Here is a 19304-nt window from a genome sequence, read left to right on the forward strand (position 1 = left end):
TGACGACCTGTCGTGGAGGCCGGGAAAGCCGGTCGCAGGGCGAAGGGGTCCAGCGTGAAGACAGAGCAACTGGCGCGAGAGGAGCCACCAGTGAATATTGGTGATCCGTGGCCCGAGCCCGACGAGGCACGAGCCTGGTTACTCGACGTGCAGCAAAAGCTCTACCGATGGGCAAGGGACGAACCGCAGCGGCGGTTCTCGGATCTGGCCAACCTGGTATATGACCGTCACAGCTTGGTGGCGGCGTGGCATCGGGTGGCCAGCCGCAAGGGAGCCCACACCGCCGGTGTTGACGGGGCCACTCGTGGCTCGGTCGAACGGCGGGGTGTGGAGCGGTTCCTCACCGATATCCGAGACGACCTGTGGAGTCGGACCTTCCAGGCTTTGGAGGTGAGAGAGAAGCTGATCCCCAAACGGGATGAAGGAACCCGCCGTCTCGGGGTGCCCGCTTTGCGGGACCGGGTGGTGGGAGAGGCGCTCCGTGGGGTGATCGAACCCGTATTCGAGGCCGGTTTCCGGTCTCAGTCATACGGGTTTCGGCCCGGACGACGCGCCCACGACGCCATCGCCGAGGTTGTCCACCTCGCTCAGAACCCGATCGGTTACGACTGGGTGATCGAGGGTGACATCCAAGCCTGCTTCGACGAGATCCCCCACTGGCTCATCACCGATGGGCTCACGGCGAGGATCTCCGACAAGCGGGTGCTGGCATGGTGCCGATCCTTCCTCAAAGCAGGGGTGATGACCGAATCCGGTGACCGTGAGGCCACCATGATCGGCACACCCCAAGGTGGCGTGGTTTCGCCCCTGTTCGCCAACATTGCTCTCGACGGCCTCGATCGGTTCTTCGATCAGCGCCAACAAGAGCTGTTCGGCACCTGGGACCAGGCGCACTGGCGACGCAAGAAGGGGCTCATCACCTATCGGATGGTCCGCTACGCGGACGACTTCGTGGTGATGATCAAAGGCCCCGACGCCCAGCCACAAGCCGAGATCCTGCGGGAGGAGATCGCAGACCATCTCTTCGAGATGGGACTGACTCTCCACAGGGACAAGACCCGTATCACCCATCTCAGCGAGGGCATCGACTTCTTGGGATACACCATCTCCAAGCAGCATGTCCCCGGCCGAGGCGACGTGATCTACACCTACCCGTCCCGCCGCTCCTTGGAGCGGATCAAGGACCGGGTGCGGGAACTCACCGCCTCGAACACCACCAACCTGGAATTAGCCGAGATCCTCTATCCACTCAACACCGCCCTGCGAGGCTGGGCAGCGTATTTCCGTTTCGGTTCATCGAAACGGACATTCCGCTACCTCGGCCATTTCGCATGGCGTCGTGTCATCCGGTGGATCAAACGCAAGCACCCCTCGTGGGGATGGAAAGACCTCCAGCGCCGGTATCCCGAATGGGAACCACGCTCAGGAGATCTGTCCCTCTACAACCCAGAGAGGATGCCCGTCGTGCGATACCGCTACCGAGGCCAACGAATCGCCCACGCCTGGAACACCCACGAGGTCGACCCGGCCGGAGCCCGATTCCGTCTGGTCAACGTAGACGACGCCGACGAGCACGCTTGGCTGGAAGAGATTCTCACCATGGGCTGAACGTGGAGAGCCCGGTGCCTGGAAACAAGCACGCCGGGTTCGGAGGGCGGGGGCGAAGAAACCGACATCCGCAAGGACGCACGGCGCTTCGCCTCCGACCCCTACCCGTCCGTCTCGCCAACCAGGCGATCGACGATGTCCGCCGTCGTGTCCAACAACAAACGCTCGGACATCGGGGCCGGAAGAGCGACCCGTTGTATCGGGCACGCCGTGTCCTGTTGACCGCCGACGAACGACTCTCAGCCGACCGCTTCGAATGGATGAAGACCATGTTGGATGCTGGCGACCCTGACGGGGAGGTGGGAGCGGCATGGGTAGCCAAGGAGCTGCTGAGAGAAGTGTTCTCGGCTGTCGACGAGGATCATGCCCGACGGCGGATGATCGCCTTCTACATCTTCTCAGCCGACGCCGACGTCCCCGAGCTCACCCGTCTCGCCCGCACCATCAGCCGCTGGTCCGAACAGGTCTTCGCCTACCACCGGACCCAGCGGGCCTCCAACGGACGAGTCGAGAACATCCACATGCTCACCGAGAAGATCCGCCGCAACGCCCACGGCTTCCGAAACCATGACCACTACCGCCGTCGCCTCATCGGACGACTCGGCATCAAATGGCATACTCAACCCACCGCACGAATACGAGGCCGCCAACCACGATTCATCGCGTAGCGCCGCTTTTTGGCGGTCAGAACCTTCACCCACCGAGTCATCAGCTGACAGTCGGTGGTCCGAAATGCGGCTGCACGCCGTGAAAGAACTCATGCGGAAAGCGGAGCATCCGAGCGATCTGGACTTGACTGTAAGTCACGATGCGTCATGGGCTGAATGAACTAGCAATTCGCGACGTCCGATACTTGCTTGTCGGTGTCTCCTCGAGCCACCTTGCGGGTCTGGCGGAAGGGTATGAACGGGGGCGCCAGGCTCTCGCGGAGTGGCGCACAGGGAGCGAAGCCTGGGCGACGTCGTACGACCTCGACGCCCTGTTCGCGCCGATCTGGAAGGTTCGCACCCTTTGCGGTCTGGAGTGGATCGAGATGGAGTCCGGGGATGGGCCACCGTTTGACCGTGTGGGTATCAGCGTTCACGTACCGAGCTGTCGAAACTGTCTCCGCATCGTCTCCCGCGATCTGGAGAGCATTACTCCTGATGACCGGATTCCCTTGATTGTTGGATTCGTTGTGGATGAGGTCCTTGCCGAGGCTGGAACCGTGGTGACGGGTGTTCCTGGCGACCAGCTCGAGCCGCTGCGATCCGCAATACGCCGACGGTTGAGGAGCTTCGGTGTCCCCTTCCGGACCTATCCCCTCGGAGGTGATCTCCATGTGGTGTCCGAAGAGCTGTGGGACGACATGCCAGAGGATCGGAAGGCTGAGATCGGAGCACAGGCCGCGGAGGCCGTCGCTGATGCAATCCAAGGTCGCACCACACGTCGGCGCGGGATCGATTGGGGCACCTGGGAGGTCTTCTAGATCTAGAGAGCTGGCTCAGTCACCCGGCAGGAGAGTGTGCTCGCAAAGGCGACTCAGGAGAACCCCTCGGCCGTGGCACGTTGGCGGATCGGGGAGGTGATCTGCGCGGGCGTCCGTCGCATGTACTCGTGGGCCGGATGGGTTTCCTCGTCTTGGAGTGACCTGAGGTATGACACGGCATTGTCAGGAGTGAAGCCCTCGGTGTAACCCCGGTCTCGCCATCGACCCGGCTGCGTGCCAAGACCCGTCCAGATGACTGCATCGAGGGTCGGTCGCTCCAACAGCCAGCCGAGGGCAGTTGACGCGATGCGGTCATCGACGGAACCGATTCGGGAGCCGTCTCGGCGGACCCCGTGGATCGATGAGAGATTCTCCGTGATGCCCTCTCGGGTCGCGAGATTGCGGATGGCTGGGTCGAGTTCCTTATGGCTGCTCACCGACCAGAGCGTCCTGACCTGGTGGGGATAGCCGGGTACGACGACGAGGGTGAGAGAACCATCGCGGGAGATCCTGGCGAATTCAACCGGGAGCGACGGACCGTCCTGTTCCCACTGGCCCGGTACCTGCAGCGCGAGGGTCTCTCCGCAGTGCGTCGGCCTCCAGATGAGGGAACCCCAGGCCAGAATCGCGATCTCCATCACGCTCGCCTCAGCCTGCACAGGCCGGGTTCGACCCGTTCGAGGTCGTCGTAGACGACCGCGTGGTGGTCAGGGGCGTTACCGCACAGCCGGGACACGATGTGAGTTCGGATCGTGGACTCTCGGTATCGGGTCCCCTGGCCCCTCATCTCATCCACGACCTCGGAGGGGGAGAACGTGTCGCGTCGATGTCGACGGGCGAGGTTCCGGAAGGCTTCGAGGATTTCGTCTCGGCATGTCATGGCTCAGTCGCACTCAACAGTCGTGAGCTCCGGCACCGCCCCCGGGGAGGCGATTCTTGGCCAGGGTTCAGTCAACGAAGACCCCGTTTGGGGCATGCCCTGTGATGATCATGGAATCGTCTTCCTCGGCGAGCCTCCCAAGCAAGCTCGGATCCAATGTCAGAGCGCCAAAACCATCACCGTCGCCAGCGAGACCAGCCTGCCATGAGCCCGATGTCTCCATGCCCCTCAGGATGACGGTCACCTCACCGTCGTCAGCTGGGAACAGCGCCGCGGCCTCGACGGGGATACGCAGTAGGCCGAGCGAAAGATCCTCCGCGCTGATGGGTTCAGTGCGGAGCGGCTCTTCCTCCGGCTCCTCAGCGTATGTGGCAATGTCCTGCCTGGCTCCGTCAGACGGTCCAGGCCAGATGGAGATCGCGACGTCGGCGAGGGTGCCACCGCGGTTGTCGATGGCGTCCTCGTCCCACTGGGGTGGGACACTCCGGTTGAGCGAAAGAGCACTGTGTTCAAGGATGTCGGCACGCTTTGCCGCCCACGATCCGTTTGAGAGTTTCGGGTTGAGCCGCTCGGTCACGAGGGTGAGGTTGCCGAGACGGTGGATCCGCTGCTCTCGTTCCTTCTCGGCCGCGAGCGGGTGCTTATCAGAGGGTAGGGGCCAATGTGCTTGCCAGGCCTGAGGCATCAAGTGTTCGATCGTTAGCTTGTCGAGCACAAGGAGTGTCTCGGCGTACTTGGTCTTGGAGGCCGTCTCTAGGGCTTCAAGGACGATTCGGAGGCGGGCTCGCGACAGCGCCCTGTACAGCTCACCTGTCTCGAGCGCAGTTCGGAATGCCTTGTCGTCCGGCCAGAGCTGACTGTCGCCCTCCAACGCTGACAGGTGGCGCTCGGTCACGGTATCGGCGTTCGTGGGGTCCTCCTGGACGGCCTGGAGAAGTCCGAGGAACACGATGTTGTAGTTCTTGGTAGTGAGCCGGCACGCCATCCGACGAACCAGATAGTCCTCCAACCTCCGAAGCACTCTGTCGAGCGAGTCGGATGCCATGCCGTCATCCTCCAGGCCGAAGAGATAGAGGAGCAGTGGGTCCGCCGTGGTGATCTGCATGGTTCGCAAGCGATAGAAAAAGAGGCCACGGGGATCATCCGTCGACAGGTTGTCGAACAGGTCGTAGACGGCTGCGTATTTCCTGAGATCCTTGAGGAGATCCTCCACCGACTCGGACCAGCTGCTCGTCGTGAAAGTGCGGAACTGGTCGAACAGGGAGGGCACACTGACCTCTTTCCCGTTCCGCATCGTCAGGTAGTGGCTGAGGAACAAGTCGAGGCGCAGGCGTTTCAGCCGGCCTTGTCGGATTTCCTTCCTCCATCGGGGCTCCTCGAGCTCCCGCCAGTAGGTCTCGTAGAGGTGCTCGACCGGTTCGCCAGCATCGGTTGCCCGCTGGAACAGCAGGTTCTTGATCAGGTCCGATGCCCGCAGCGGCGTACCTCGGGCGTTGAGCGTCTCGAAGATGACTTGTGCGTTGTCGTTGCGTTCGAGGTCAATGACCACGACCTTGAGCAGCGATCGAAGCACGGATGTCAGCGCGCCCAGGGCGGCCTCGGCATCATCCTCGGCTTCCTCCAACCACTGCGATGCCGTCTTGGTGAAGTACTGGTAGCACCGAGTTATCGGAGAGTTGCGGTCGGCCTCTTTGACCCGTCCTGCCATCACGGCCTCAAAGGAAGCGCGGTCGACGTTGGTGGGCCACACTTTGAGAAGATGGTGACTCTCGACGATCAAGTCCTGGTCGTTCTCGGTGAGCTTTGCCAGGACGCGGGCTTGCTTGTCGAAGCTCCGCCCCTGGGCCACATCCCGGCAGGCCGCGATCAATATCTGGAGGGTTGTCAGTCGCTGCTGACCATCGATGACCTGACGTGCCTCGAGTTCGGCCACCTGGGTCGATACGTGGTCGAGTACTACGGCGCCCAAGAAATGGGGCGCGGCATCCTCCGGCGTGGTCCGATACGACTCGACGATCGGGGTGACATCCGACCAGAGTGGTTCCCAGTGTTCCACCTGGTTCCAGACGTACGGGCGCTGAAACAGAGGAACCAGGTACCTGACGTCCTTCCCGAAGAGGAGCTTGAGGTCGACGGTGTCGGACTTCATTTCGGCGCTACAAGCCCATCTCACGGACATCGGCCGGGCGCGTCGGCTCTGCCCTTCGGTACACCTCGTCGAGGGCATCGGTGAGCGCGGCTTCGAGACTCGGGAAGAGGTGGCCGTAGGTTCCGAGGGTGACCTGGATGGTGCTGTGCCCCATCCGCTCCATGATCGCCCGTGGGTGGGCTCCTTCGGCGATGAGCATGGCGGCGTAGCTGTGCCGCAAGTCGTGGAATCTCATCTGCTCAGGGAGACCGGCTCGGAGCACCGCAGGCTTGAAATGCCGGGCGTAGAAGTTCGAGTGTCGGAGTGGTCCGCCCCTTGATGAGGTGAACACGAAGTCGCGACCGGCCTTGCCAGCAAGGTGCGTCGTCAGCTCTGCGACGAGTGCCTGGGGGATGGGTACTGCCCGACGTTGGTAGGTCTTTGGTGCTCCGAACTGGAGCTTCCCATACGCCTCCGTCGCCGAGGCCACAACTTGGACGCGACCATGGAGGAGATCAACCGACTCCGTTCGGAGCGCGACGATCTCGCCCGCCCGTAGACCAGTGAAGCCGGCGAATCGCACGAGCAGCCCACGCTCCTGATATCGGGGCCGTAGGTGCTCCCCGCCACCTCGCCTGATCGGCGGATTGGCCAGTTCCTCTCCGAGGGTCATGATCTGGTCGGCACTGAGGAACACCATCTCGGCGGGCGGCTTCTTCGGAGCCTTTGCACCTTCAACCGGATTGACCTTGATCGCGCCGGATCGTCGGGCTAACTCGAGTACGAGCCGGAGTACGTCCCGGACATTGCGCACCGTGCCGGCCCCCGCTCCGGTCGAGGTGAGTTCGGCCAGCAACGCCACAACAGTTGGGTGGTCCATGCGGTTGACAGGAGTGTCTTCGAATCGGGGGAGGAGATGACGACGAAGGATTGACTCGTAGCTCTCGCGTGTCTTGGGGGTGAGGCCGGCGATGGTCGGCACCCAACGGTCTGCCCAGTCGCCGAAGGTTTCCCTGCCGAGTTGGGGGTCGAGCCAATCGCCGCGGGTGATGTCCGCTTCCACCACGTTGGCGAACTTCTGTGCGTCGGCCTTCCGATGGAAGGTACGGGTTCGATCTCCCTTATCCGGATCGCGGTAGCGGACATCCCAGCGGGTCTCGCCACTTGCCGTCTGCCGTCTCCTGATGTTCGCCATGTTCGCTCCTGAGCCAATAGCGGATCCGGTCGTCGGCCGAAGCCACCCAATTGCGACTCTACCGACGATCACCGACATGCGTTCGGGTGCGAGTCCGATCCGAGCTCCTTCGTACCTCGGCGACACGAACCCGGTCTCGGATCCATTGTTCGACATCAGTCCACCGGTAGCGGACGTGCTTGCCCACCCGAAAGCCGACGGGTCCCTCTCCCCGGTACCGCCACGCGTACAGCGTCTTGATCGGGACGTCGAGGAAGGCGGCGAGATCCTCAGCCGTAAGAAGGCGGTCGTCTTCGTTCATGGGCAGATCGTGGATGCTGACCCTTTCAGGGGAGTGCCATTTCGTTGTCGATTCCTACCCGCCAGCTCCCGCGCCCACGCAACGCCCACTAGCGCGCCGAGACCCCGAGTTCCCCAGGAGCACGTTGGGATTGGAGGGTTCTTGACAGGGCTACTGACACTCTGGTGACAGGGTTCGATGCAACTGTCTGCTCATGGAGATGTCAGATCTTGCTATCCCGGGCGGCCCCACGCTGTGTTGGAGGGCTGCCGACATTGAAATGACAGGGCTGTCGCGTTGCCCCGCGGCAGGCGCCCCATATCTCCTTGATGACATGATGCGAATATTTCTGCCCCACCCCCTGCTACCTCCGACGCGTAGTGTTGGTTCAGCGTCTGTGAAAGGTGGTAGCCATTTGAGCCCAGGGCGCTGGTCAATCGGGTTCGGCGACCTGCCCCGGCCGCCGTTTGTCGTTGGCGTCGCATTTGCGGCGCTGCTGATCCTTGGCGCCTGCACGTCGACCGGATCCACGGAATCCACGACGACATCGTCGACCGATCCGGTGTCGACCACTGGCGAAGCGTCCTCAACAACAACGCCGACGTCGCTCACGACCACCACGACCCGTCCCTCCGAACAGGACGTGATCGCCGCATGGGGCGCGTACTGGAACGCATGGATCGATGTGCGGGCGTCCGATGACCTTGATCGGGGTCCTCTCGAAGCCGTTGCCTCCCCGGAGGTGGTCGATGGTGCTCTCACTCTGTTCGAGCGCCAACGCTCGTCTGGCCTTGGTCCGGTTCAAACCGAAGTCGCGTTGCACGCAGCCGTCACGACCTCGGACGCTGATCGGGCCACCGTCGAGGACTGCGTGCTCTTGGCACCATCGTTCACCGACGCCGTCGGCGTCTGGTACGAGGCGGATCTTATTCGAAGCGACAAGGGCTGGATCGTGGACGCCGTTCGTATCCCCAGAGCTGGCGGATGCGTTCCCAGGGCCATGGCCGAGGCAGCCATTGAGGGATATGAGGCCTTCTACGCGGGTTGGACGGACTACTGGGATCCAGCCGACCCCGAGTCCCCGATCATTGATCAAGTTCTTGCCGAGCCGCAGCTTGGTCTGGTCGTGGATCTTCTCTCTGATCACGAGGCTCGCGGAGCTGCGCTTCGGGGTCAACCCAGCCTGCACCCCGAGGTGATCGAGCTGCGCAGCCCGACCGAACTCGTGATTCTCAGCTGCCTCGAGCCATCCCCCGATTACGGGCTTTATGACATTGATACGGGCGAGCGACTCGACGACGTGCCGGCCGTTCGGACCGGTCAAAGGAACCTCGAGTCAGCCGTGATGATTCTCGAGGACGGCCTGTGGAAGGTGTCCGACCTACAAGGGCAAGTGGATTTCGCATGCGAATTTGCTCCAACAGATCGCGGACTTCCGTCCGTCTGAGTCTCGCCATCGCCATCTCCGCGGCGGTGGTGCTCCAAGCCGCGCCGGCGTCTGCCAACCACTGCTCCGGCGAGGGTGACATCTATCAGGGCGGCGGTGATGTGGTTGCTGAGTGCCACGGCAAGACGCCGGGACGGCCTGGTGAGCGGACGGTTCATGAGACCTGGGACATCTATTGCACCGCCGCAGTGGGCCCGTACCAGGAGGGTGATGAGGTCGAGTTCTATGCCACCGACGAGTTCACCGCGGGGGACGTGGAGCATCTTGGGTTCGATCCGACGGGGGAGTATTGGTGGTGGAACGTGACCTGCTGGCGGGATGGGGAGCCGGTCCATTCCCACGAGTTCGCGGTGGAGGTGACACCACCGGTGCCGCCTGAGGCGATCCGCGATGTGGCGGTGGCCCGTTTGGAACCGCCACCGCCTGTCCCGGAGACGAGTCCGCCCCTGGTCCAGCAGACATTCGTTGCTGTTCCGACATGGTTGTGGCTGGATCCGGCGTCCTGGTCGCCGGTCGAGGTTTCTGAGACTCGTGGGTTTACCACTGTGACGGTGCGGGCGACTCCGACTCATGCCCGTTGGGTGATGGGCGACGGGGGTGGAGTCACATGTTTGGGGCCGGGTGTGGCGTGGACGTCCGGGGCTTCGGAGGACGCGACGGACTGTTCATACACGTATGAGCACTCGTCCTACGGCGAGCCGGAGGGCCGTTTCGAGGCGTCGGTGACGGTTACGTGGGAGTTCGAGTGGTGGATCAACGACGTCTACCAGGGAGTGTTCGGCACGGCTGATCTGAGCGCCGCATTCGGGGTGGCGGTCGGCGAGATCCAAGCGGTGGAGACAGGAGGATGACGTGACTCGGAGCACTACAAGCTCATCGATTGGGCGAGCGGACCCAGCTGGCGACGGCAAACTTGGTTCTGGCCCCTTCCGGTTGGAGCCGCCACGCCGCAGGGTGCAGGTGCCTCAGCTGCTGATCGCGGTGTTCGTGGTGGCGGTGAGCGCGCTGGTGGCGGTGGTGCTGTTCTCGGGTGCCGCCGCCCGAGAGCCCGTGCTGGCTCTCGCCGAGCCGGTGGAGAGGGGCCAGGTGATCTCCTCCGGTGACCTGATGGTGGTGTTTGTGGCGACCGACGACCCGATCACGACACTGTCGTCGGAGGCGGCGTCGGGGATCGTGGGTCTGACCGCGGTGGCTGATCTGGAGGCGGGAACCATCCTCACCGGTGCGCATTTCGTTTCCCGGAGCGTCCTCGACGCCGGGGAGGGTGTGGTCGGGTTGGCGTTGTCGCCGGGCGAGTATCCGACGCTGCTGTTGGCGCCTGGTGACCGGGTGGACGTGGTAGTGACCGACGGGGGGTCGTCTGTTTCGGATAGCACCAGCACCCGGGTGGTGGTCCGGTCAGCGGAGGTGTTCGATGTCGCCGAGCTGGGCACGCAGGGGGACCGGTTCATTTCGCTGCGGGTTCCGGCCACCGCGGCTGCCGAGGTAGCTGGGGCAGCTGGGGCGGGTCAGGTTCGGTTGGTGTTGGTCGCGGGGGTCGAACGATGAGCCTGGTCTGTTTTGGTTCCGCCCACGGCGCTCCCGGGGTGACGACCACTGCATTGGCGGTGGCAGCGACCTGGCCGGAGCGTCGCTCCTGTCTGCTGGTGGAAGCTGACCCTTTCGGTGGGGTGATCGCGGCCCGGTACGGCCTCGGTGATTCCCCTGGGTTGTCTTCGCTGGCGGCTGTCGCTCGGCGGGAACTCGACGACGACGCGGTTTGGCAGTGCGCACAGCAGCTACCCGGTGGGGTTCGGGTGCTGGTCGGTCCTGCCTCCGCCGACGAGGCTCATGCCGTGTTGGGGGATCTGGCCGGAGCATTCGCCGTCTGGTCCGCTGCCCAGACCGAGGTTGACGTGATCGTTGACTGTGGCCGGATGCCACCGGGTTCTGGCGTGATCGGTCCTCTGCTGGAGGCAGGAGTGGTGATGGTGGTGACACGCCCGTCGCTCGATCAGCTTCGACCTGCCGCCCATCGACGGGCGGCTCTCAAAGAATCCGGGATCGACGCCGGCTTGTTGTTGGTCGGTGACCGGCCGTACGGGTCCGACGAGGTGGCCGCCGCGTTCGGTGCTGAAGTGGCCGGTGTGATCGCCTGGGATCCGAGGACGGCGGCTGTGCTGTCGGGCACCCATGGCGCGGTTCGCGACCTGCGCCGTTCCCTCCTTGTCCGATCGGCAGCCACGCTGGCGGCCAGCTTGGCGCCGCCCCGCGCCGTCCTCGATCAGGGTATGGCAATGGTCCCCGCAGCGGAGGTTGTGGCGTCGAAGGTTGCAGAGGAGACGGGTTCGTGACCGGCAACAACGACCTGGGTGGGCGGCTGCACCGTGCGGTGGCAGAGAAGCTGTCCGAGCATCTCCGGACTCACGACGGGGATGCTCCGTTGAGCCTCGAAGACGAACGTGCCCTCACCCACTCACTGATCGCCGCCGAGCTGACCCAACTTACCGAGAACGCCTACCGGAACGGACAGACTCCTCTCGACCCGGCCACGGAGTCGGACCTGGCCGAGGCGGTTTTCCACCGGGTCCACGGGCTGGGACGTCTCCAGCCATACATTGATGATCCGGACGTGTCGAACATCCATGTCAACGGTTTCGACAACGTGTGGCTCGTGTACCGGGACGGCACCAAGGTCCGAGGCGAGCCGGCCGCCGATTCGGACCGTGACCTGATCGACATGGTCGCCAGCGCCGCCCGCAGGATCGGACGCAGCGAGAAGCGTTGGGATCAGGTGTCGTGGGAGCTGCACCTGCAACTCCCGGGAGGTGAGCGCCTCCATGCGGTGATGGGGTTGACGGGTCGGCCGGCGATCACAATCCGCCGCCACGACTTCAGTATCTACCGGCTCAAGCATCTCATCGAGCTGGGCGTGATCGACGAAGGGTTGGCCGAGTTCTTGGGGGCGGCGGTGAGAGCGAAACTGAACCTGATCGTGGCCGGAGGGACGAACACCGGCAAGACGACGATGCTGCGGTGTCTCCTCAATGAGATTCCGCCGGATGAGCGGGTTGTCACCGTTGAGGACAACCTCGAGATCGGTTTAGACCGGTTCGCTGATCTCCACCCCGACCAGGTGATGTGGGAGCGCCGGGGTGCGAATATTGAAGGCCGAGGCGAAGCGTCCCTGGCTGATTGTGTGCGGGCGACGCTGCGTCAGAACCCCGACCGGGTGATCGTTGGGGAGATCCGCGGTGTCGAGGTGGTCGACATGCTGCGGGCCATGTCCCAGGGCAACGACGGTTCGATGTCCTCGATCCATGCCGACTCTTCCAAGGGAGCGATCGTTCGACTCGGCATGTACACGGCCGAAGCCGGTCTCGACGAGGAGACGTCGAACAAGTGGATCGCCAACGCCGTGGACCTGATTGTCCACCTGGGATGGGTGGACGGCACCCGCCGGGTCACCAGCATCCGCGAGGTGTTGGAGGCGGAGCAGCGCCAGATCGCGACCAACGAGGTCTACCGACCGGCAGCCGACGGAAAAGCGGTACCGGCTCCCGGCCCGACCATCAGAAACGACACGCTGGCACGACTGGTCGCCGCCAGCTTTGACGCCTCCTTCCTTTCGACCGCTTCTGGTTGGCGGCGAACATGAATCTCCTCGTCGCCGCAGCCACCGGTGGTCTCATCGGGTTCGGACTGTGGTTGGGCGTCACCGCGGTGAGAGGAATCAAGGTGGTACCCGATGCCCGCCGGCTGGTACCTGCGGCGGTACGGGCGGAACGGGCCACCGCTTGGCTCGCCGGAGCACTGCTCACGGGCATCATCGTGGGACTGGTCACCGGGTGGCCAGTCGCGGGCATCGGCACCACCCTCGGCGTGCTGGCGGGACCTGCCGCTATGGGTGGCACCGCTCGGCGTGCACAGGAGACGGCTACCGCCGACGCCATCGCCACCTGGGCAGACATGATCCGCGACACCATGGCCGGAGCGTCGGGGTTGGAGGAATCACTCATCCAGACCGCCGCCGTCGCGCCAACCGCCATCCGAAGGCAGTTGCAGGCGTTCGCTCACCGGCTGCGCCATCAGCCCCTCGAAGCCGCCCTCGACGGTCTCGCCAATGATCTCAACCATTCATCCGCCGACCTGATCGTCGCTGCCCTGGCCGCTGCCGCCCGTCTCGAGGCCCGCGACCTCGGTGGGCTCCTCGCCCGTCTGGCCGAGGCCATCCGGGGAGACGTCCGGATGCGCACCCGCATCGAGATCGGCCGCGCCCGGATCAGAACCTCTGCCCGAATCGCAGTCGCCACGACCACTGCCACGGTCGTCTTCCTATACCTGTTCGCCGGCCACCTGTTGGAGCCCTACGACACCGCCGGCGGCCAAGTCTGGCTGCTGGTCGTCATGGCTGTGTTCTTCGGTGCTGGGGTGATGCTCCACCACTACAGCCAGCTCGAAGCACCAGAACGCTTCACCCTCCGCCACATCTCACACAAGGAGGCGCTCCGATGACGGTACTGGCGGTCATGGCCGCGGGTGGGGGGATCGGGCTCGGTGTCTTCTTGGCCGCCAGGGCGATGTTCCCTCGACCGGTGCCACTCCAGAAGGCACTGGCGGATCTGGGGCGTCCCCGCCGGACACCCATCCAGGCCCACTCGGGGTCGGTGGCAGGGATGACCGGGCGGGCCGGCCAGATGGCTGTCCGGGTCATGGAAGCCACTGGACTGGTGGACCTGGGACACCTCGACCAGCGGCTGCGGGCAGTGGGCAAACCAATCGAAGCCCACGCCTACGAAAAGTTGGTGGGCGGACTCGCCGGACTGTTCCTCCCCCTCGGCTTCGCCACGGTGTTGGCCGTCGGGGGCGTATCGATGTCACCTGGGTGGGTAGCGGCCCTCGCCGTCGGGTTCGGTGTCGGCGGGTTCATGTGGCCAGACCTCGGATTGTCGGAGCGGATCGAACGTCGCCGGCGGGACTTCCGCCACTCCCTCTCCGCCTATCTCGATCTGGTCACCATCATCCTGGCCGGCGGAGGGGGGCTCGAAACCGCACTCCAGACCTCCGCCGACCTGGGCGAGGGGTGGGCATTCACCGAGATCCGGGCCGCCCTCCGCAAAGCGCAGGTCACCAACCGCACCCCATGGGACGTCTTCGACGAACTCGGTCAAGAGCTCGGCATCGACGAACTCCGCGAACTCGCCGCATCGGCTCATTTGGCTGGCGACCAGGGGGCGCGCATTCGGGCGTCCCTCGCCGCCAAAGCCGACTCCATGCGTGCAGCCCAGACCGCCGCTATCGAAGCCCAAGCCGAAGCCGCCACCGAGAAGATGCTCCTGCCGGTGGTGACCCTCGTCGTCGGGATGATCCTCTTCATCGGCTTCGGAGTCGTCCAAGCGATCTCCACGCCGGGGACGGTCCCATGACACCACCGAAAGGAAACATCAAGCGTCTACAACACCGCACGATCCGCTATTGGAAGGAGCGACTGATATGACCGCCTACATCGAGTACACCCGCCTCCTCATCGAAGTCACCCTGGCTTCGGTCGGAGTCCGCCTCCGAGACGAGAAGGGAGCAATGTCGACCGAGGCAGCCGTCCTCACCGGCGTGCTCGTCGCCGTCGCCGTCGCCGCCGGGGTGATACTCATCGCCAAGATGCGATCCAACGCCGAAGCGATCCCCGACAACGTGCCCGCCCCCTGATCGAGCCGAAGGCGCAGGTCGTGGTAACGATGACGAGGAGACGAACAGGCGAGGAGGGCCTCACCTCCACCGAACTGGCCGTGGTCATGCCGGTGCTCATCGCGCTCGTGTTGGTCCCGTTTCAGATCGCGCTGTGGTGGCACGCCCATCAGGTCGCCGACGGCGCAGCTCGCGAAGCCGTCGACGCCGCCCAGGTCGTCACCGCCACCGACGGCGACGGGATCCGAGCGGCCGAATGGTTCCTCGACGCTGCTGGCAACCTCACCGACCCCCAGGTGACCGTCACCCGCACCGCCGAGACCGTCACTGTCGAGATCACCGGACGGGCACCTCGGCTCATCCCCGGATTCGACTGGAGCGTGGCGGTTCGGGCGTCTGGTCCGGTGGAACGGTTCGTACCGGAGCCGGACCGATGATGCGGATTCGCGACGAACACGGGGCAGTCTCCACCGAATTGGCGGTGCTCACGCCGCTGCTGATCGGGTTCATGCTCTTGGTCGTGTTCGCGGGTCGGGTCGCCCAAGCAGAAGGCGACGTCGCCCACGCCGCCCACGAGGCGGCCCGAGCCGCCTCCCTCACCGCCACCCCGTCAGCAGCGGTGGAAGCCGCCCAGGCGACAGCCTTCGCCAACATCACCGAAGGTGGAGTGGCGTGCCGGACCCTCGACGTGTCCGTCGACACAACCAACTTCGCAGCGGGAGGCCAGGTCGCCGTTGCCGTCACCTGTCAGGCGGCATTCGGTGATATCGCCATGCTGGCCGTTCCCGGAAGCCGTACCTTCACCGCCAACGCCATCGAGGTGGTCGACACCTACCGAGCAAACCCCCGGAGCGTCCCATGAACGAGCGTGGGGCCGTCTCCACGTTCCTTGCGGTCATCGCTCTTGCCCTGCTGATGGCAGCGGGGCTGGCAATCGACGGTGGCCGGAAAGTCAACGCCCTCAGGGAGGCGAGCCACTTGGCTGACAACGCCGCCCGGGCCGGCGCCCAAGCCGTCGACCTCGACGCCCTCCGCACCACCGGTGACCTTATGGTTGTTCCCGCCGGCGCTGTCGACCGGGTGGACCAGTACCTGACGGCCCTGGGGTATGCCGCCGCTGAGGTGGCCGTGATTGGTGACAGCGTCACCGTCACCGTCAGTCTCACCGTGGACCCCGTCCTCTTGCCCACCGGGCAGATGACCGTCTCCGCCACCGAAACTGCCACAGCAATCACCGAGGAGCCATGATGCGACACCTGAACAGCATGATCCGTGGCCTCGTAGCCCTCATCGTCGTTCTTGGATTCGTGATTGGGGTTCCGGCCGGTCTGATTGCCTACGTGGGGTGGCCGCTGCCTGACAGCCTTCCCACACTCGACCAGATCCAGCTCGGTTTCAGGAGCGGCATCGACCCCCAACTCCTCATCAGCGTTCTGGCGGCGATCGTCTGGATCGTCTGGGCGCAACTCCTCATCGCACTGACAGCTGAAGTCGTCGCTGCTGCGCGAGGCAGAGCCGCCCGCCGCTTGCCCTTCATTCCGGGGCTACAACCGGCCGTCGCTCAACTTGTCGCCGCCATCACCCTCGCCACCGCCACCCTCGGTCCGCTCCACGCGGTACCAGCCACAGCAGCACCCCTCCCCATCGAAATGTCCGTGGCGTCGAGCTACCCGGTGGTCCGCATCGGCCAAGAACCAGCGACGCCCCGGTGGGCGAAGGCCGACTCCCAGCAGCAGACCGAAACCGAATTGCCGCGGTACCTGGTGACGCGACACGACACCCTCTGGCACATAGCCGAGTCGACCCTCGGCGACGGGCGCCGCTGGGCCGAGGTCCGGACCTTGAACGCTGGACGGGACATGCGTGACGGCCACCGCTTCACCGAGACAACCGAACGGCTTCACACGGGGTGGGAACTCATCCTCCCAGCGGATGCCACCACAGCGGCCACTGAGCCTCCCCCGCCAACAGCGGACGAGGTGACCGTGGTGGCGGGGGACAACTTCTGGACCATCGCCGAGACAACCCTCGCCGGCGCCTGGGGACGACCACCATCGAACGCGGAGACGGCCGAGTATTGGCGGACTCTCATCGACGCCAACCGCGATCGGCTGGCGCCGCCGTACGACCCCGATCTCATCTACCCCGACCAACAATTCGAGCTGCCCCCAATCCCGGCCGACCCCAAGACACAGGCCGTCGCGCCGATCCCCGATCACATCCCCTCGTCCGCCGATGGGGTCGTCGTCGAAGAGGGAGACAGCTTCTGGAGTATCGCTCAACAGGCCCTTACCAACGCCTGGGATCGAACCCCCAGCTCCGCCGAGACGACCAGCTATTGGCGTCGGATGGTCGATCTCAACCGGGACCGGCTGTCGCCACCACACGACCCCAACCTCATCTATCCCGGCCAGGTATTCCAGCTACCGGCCATACCCGAGTACCAACAAGCGCAGACCGAACCTGACACCGAACTCGATACGGCCTCCCCGCCGGAGACGCCACCAACAGCCCGGGAGGAGACCGGCACCACACCGGATAACCCCACCTCTGACCTGCCACCCGCCACCACCCCGCTCCCCCCGAAGACAGACGAGCCGATCCCCACCGATGCGACCGGAACCACATACGAGGCGCCGGCGTCTGCAGACCCAGCAGACGACACAGATGAACCTGACAGCGTCGACGACGGGAGCATTGCGGGGGAGCTGTTTCCCATGGCCAGCCGCCTGGCCGGCCTCGGGATCCTCGCGGCCGGTCTCGCCACCCTCCTCCGGCGCTTGCGTAACGCCCAACTCCGGCACCGCCGACCTGGCACCGTCCCCACCGCCCCACCACCTGACACGGCCAAGGTCGAATCGACGATCCGCAGCGCCGCCGCGCCCACCGCCACCGAGTTCATCGACCTCGCCCTGCGCTCCATGGCCCGTGACGTGACCGAATCCCACATCCCGCCGCCTCAGGTCGTGGGTGTCCACCTCACCGCCGACACCCTCCGGGTGCTGCTGTGGGCACCACACAAGGATCCGCCAGCTGGATGGGCCGCCGACGACGGTGGTCGTAGCTGGACCATCCCCACCGTCACCGACATCGATCGGCTCCGCACCGGATCCCGGGGAGTTCCCGCCCCCTACCCGGCCCTCGTTACTGCCGGGCACGGAGACCACGCCCAGCTCCTCTTGGACCTTGAGTACCTCGGAGCGACCCAAGTCACTGGAGAACCCACCGATGTGGCCGCCACCTGTTACACGATGGCCACCGAACTCGCCGCCACACCGCTCGCCGACGACCTTCAGATCATCTGCATCGGCTTCGGAGACGAAATCGCCGACCTTGAACGCGTGACCGTCGTCGACCACCTCACCGAGGTGCTCCCAGCTCTGGAAGCCAAGGCGACAGCGGTCACTCGACTCGAATCCCAAGCACCGCTGGCCGGTCGGCTTTCCCCGGGTGCCGGGGACACCTGGAACCCGATCATCATCCTTGACCCGGCCACAGATCCCCCGGAGGAGGCACGCCAACTTCTCACCCTTGCCCACTCCGGTCGAGGAGTGGCAGCGGTTGTCGGCTACCCCACCGGAGACCGGTGGCGACTCCACATCAAGAACGACACCGTACGGATCGACCCACTCGGCTTCACCTTCGCCCGCCGCAACCTCACACCGGTCGAGCAGGCCACCCTCGGCGACCTGGTCACCGCCGGCAAGGACCTCGAAGGTCTCCCCGCCGAACTCGCCACCGACCCGCTCCAACACATTGTCACGGACGAAGATCTGGGAGGACGGGCCGAGGTGGCAACGGAACCGGCGTTGTTCGATGAGGACCATGATATTGCGGTCGACGGCACTCCGATCCCAGTGCCGGAGATGAAGGTGCTAGGCACCCTCCATGTAGACGGGATCGACGGCCGCTTCCCGCTTCGCAAATGCACCGAACTCGTCGCCTACCTCACCTTCCACCGAGGCGGCGTCGAAGCCGACACCCTGATGGAAGCCCTCTGGCCCGAACAGGCTCCGGAGTATCAACGTCTCAACCGCCACACCTCACGGACCCGCACCACCCTCGGCATTGGCCCCGACGGTGAACCCTACGTGGGGTACGTGAGCGACGGGATCTACCGGCTCAGTTCCCATCTGCGAAGCGACATCGAACGCTTCACGGGCCACATTCGCCAAGCCGACCAGAATGAAAGAACCAACCAGACCCAGCACCTCTACGCCGCCCTCGACCTGGTGGAAGGAACACCGTTCAGCGGAGCCGGCAACGCCTACAACTGGGCCCATACCGACGGGATCATCACCCACGCCATCGTCGCCATCGACAACGCTGCCCACCGCCTCGCCCAACACGCCCTCCAGGCCGATGACCCCGACCAAGCGACCTGGGCTGCCCGCAAGGGTCTGATCGCCACAGGAGCCTGCGAAGAGTGCTACCGCAACCTCATGCGAGCAGCTATCGCCGAAGGTAACCAAGTCGCCTTCGAAGCCACCTACACCGAACTACTCGCAGTGACCGACGCCGACGACGGACCCGACGGAGCGAGCTTCCTCGACCCGGCGACCATCGCCCTCTACGAACAGCACAATCGCAGCCGCAGACGTCATGCTGGCTGACTTGCGCACCCATTTCGGATC

The 19304-nt window shown here is 64.7% G+C and carries 20 protein-coding genes; 15 read left to right on the forward strand and 5 right to left on the reverse strand.

The annotated features are described in order from the left end of the window. Positions 1–54 precede the first annotated feature (54 nt). The 3 genes from ltrA (at position 55) to P1T08_03230 (ending at position 3076) form a co-directional block, all read left to right on the forward strand. Positions 55–1608, forward strand: coding sequence for a group II intron reverse transcriptase/maturase (gene ltrA / locus P1T08_03220; protein ID MDF1595102.1), 1554 nt, complete (start codon positions 55–57; stop codon positions 1606–1608). A gap of 14 nt (positions 1609–1622) precedes the next feature. Continuing rightward, the gene (locus P1T08_03225) at positions 1623–2276 is read left to right on the forward strand and encodes a transposase (protein MDF1595103.1); all 654 of its coding nucleotides are present in this window, start codon (positions 1623–1625) and stop codon (positions 2274–2276) included. 140 nt (positions 2277–2416) lie between these two features. Next, on the forward strand, positions 2417–3076 hold the full coding sequence (locus tag P1T08_03230; protein MDF1595104.1) for a hypothetical protein: 660 nt from the start codon (positions 2417–2419) through the stop codon (positions 3074–3076). 53 nt (positions 3077–3129) lie between these two features. Here the strand turns inward: P1T08_03230 and P1T08_03235 are convergent, their stop codons facing one another. From P1T08_03235 to P1T08_03255, 5 genes are all read right to left on the reverse strand, one after another. Continuing rightward, entirely contained in the window at positions 3130–3714 is a 585-nt protein-coding gene (locus tag P1T08_03235) for a hypothetical protein (GenBank protein ID MDF1595105.1), read from the reverse strand. Beyond that, on the reverse strand, positions 3714–3956 hold the full coding sequence (locus tag P1T08_03240; protein MDF1595106.1) for a hypothetical protein: 243 nt from the start codon (positions 3954–3956) through the stop codon (positions 3714–3716). Before P1T08_03240 ends, P1T08_03235 begins: the two co-directional genes overlap by 1 nt. 67 nt (positions 3957–4023) lie before the next feature. Beyond that, on the reverse strand, positions 4024–6105 hold the full coding sequence (locus P1T08_03245; protein MDF1595107.1) for a DUF262 domain-containing protein: 2082 nt from the start codon (positions 6103–6105) through the stop codon (positions 4024–4026). A 7-nt stretch (positions 6106–6112) separates the two neighbouring features. Continuing rightward, positions 6113–7279 (reverse strand): tyrosine-type recombinase/integrase, encoded by a 1167-nt coding sequence (locus P1T08_03250; protein ID MDF1595108.1) that lies wholly within the window; start codon positions 7277–7279, stop codon positions 6113–6115. Positions 7280–7337: 58 nt separating this feature from the next. After that, a complete protein-coding gene (locus P1T08_03255) occupies positions 7338–7580 on the reverse strand; it encodes a helix-turn-helix domain-containing protein (GenBank protein ID MDF1595109.1) in 243 nt (80 codons plus the stop codon). 394 nt (positions 7581–7974) lie between these two features. On the opposite strand from P1T08_03255, the gene P1T08_03260 reads away from it, so the two are divergent. The 12 genes from P1T08_03260 to P1T08_03315 all read left to right on the forward strand — a co-directional run bounded on the left by P1T08_03260 (position 7975) and on the right by P1T08_03315 (position 19283). Beyond that, positions 7975–9006 (forward strand): hypothetical protein, encoded by a 1032-nt coding sequence (locus P1T08_03260; protein ID MDF1595110.1) that lies wholly within the window; start codon positions 7975–7977, stop codon positions 9004–9006. Next, the gene (locus tag P1T08_03265) at positions 8964–9857 is read left to right on the forward strand and encodes a hypothetical protein (GenBank protein ID MDF1595111.1); all 894 of its coding nucleotides are present in this window, start codon (positions 8964–8966) and stop codon (positions 9855–9857) included. Before P1T08_03260 ends, P1T08_03265 begins: the two co-directional genes overlap by 43 nt. Before the next feature lie 109 nt (positions 9858–9966). Continuing rightward, complete coding sequence (locus P1T08_03270; GenBank protein MDF1595112.1) at positions 9967–10554, forward strand: hypothetical protein; 588 nt, start codon at positions 9967–9969, stop codon at positions 10552–10554. Beyond that, positions 10551–11339 carry a chromosome partitioning protein gene (locus tag P1T08_03275; protein ID MDF1595113.1) on the forward strand — a complete coding sequence of 263 codons (789 nt, stop codon included), beginning with the start codon at positions 10551–10553 and terminating at the stop codon, positions 11337–11339. Before P1T08_03270 ends, P1T08_03275 begins: the two co-directional genes overlap by 4 nt. After that, positions 11336–12643 (forward strand): ATPase, T2SS/T4P/T4SS family, encoded by a 1308-nt coding sequence (locus P1T08_03280; GenBank protein ID MDF1595114.1) that lies wholly within the window; start codon positions 11336–11338, stop codon positions 12641–12643. The genes P1T08_03275 and P1T08_03280 overlap by 4 nt, the downstream gene beginning before the upstream one ends. After that, a complete protein-coding gene (locus P1T08_03285; protein ID MDF1595115.1) occupies positions 12640–13500 on the forward strand; it encodes a pilus assembly protein TadB in 861 nt (286 codons plus the stop codon). Before P1T08_03280 ends, P1T08_03285 begins: the two co-directional genes overlap by 4 nt. Continuing rightward, a complete protein-coding gene (locus tag P1T08_03290; GenBank protein ID MDF1595116.1) occupies positions 13497–14411 on the forward strand; it encodes a type II secretion system F family protein in 915 nt (304 codons plus the stop codon). The genes P1T08_03285 and P1T08_03290 overlap by 4 nt, the downstream gene beginning before the upstream one ends. A gap of 67 nt (positions 14412–14478) precedes the next feature. Next, positions 14479–14691: a hypothetical protein gene (locus tag P1T08_03295; protein MDF1595117.1), complete on the forward strand. Its 213-nt coding sequence runs from the start codon at positions 14479–14481 to the stop codon at positions 14689–14691. 29 nt (positions 14692–14720) lie between these two features. Then, complete coding sequence (locus P1T08_03300; protein MDF1595118.1) at positions 14721–15107, forward strand: pilus assembly protein; 387 nt, start codon at positions 14721–14723, stop codon at positions 15105–15107. Beyond that, positions 15104–15532, forward strand: coding sequence for a TadE/TadG family type IV pilus assembly protein (locus P1T08_03305; GenBank protein MDF1595119.1), 429 nt, complete (start codon positions 15104–15106; stop codon positions 15530–15532). The genes P1T08_03300 and P1T08_03305 overlap by 4 nt, the downstream gene beginning before the upstream one ends. Continuing rightward, positions 15529–15918, forward strand: a complete 390-nt coding sequence (locus P1T08_03310) for a pilus assembly protein TadG-related protein (GenBank protein MDF1595120.1) — start codon at positions 15529–15531, stop codon at positions 15916–15918. The genes P1T08_03305 and P1T08_03310 overlap by 4 nt, the downstream gene beginning before the upstream one ends. Beyond that, positions 15915–19283 (forward strand): LysM peptidoglycan-binding domain-containing protein, encoded by a 3369-nt coding sequence (locus tag P1T08_03315; GenBank protein ID MDF1595121.1) that lies wholly within the window; start codon positions 15915–15917, stop codon positions 19281–19283. The genes P1T08_03310 and P1T08_03315 overlap by 4 nt, the downstream gene beginning before the upstream one ends. Positions 19284–19304 lie beyond the last annotated feature (21 nt).

It is taken from the genome of Acidimicrobiia bacterium (genome assembly GCA_029210695.1).
Classification (GTDB): Bacteria; Actinomycetota; Acidimicrobiia; order Spongiisociales; family JAHEDJ01; genus JAHEDJ01.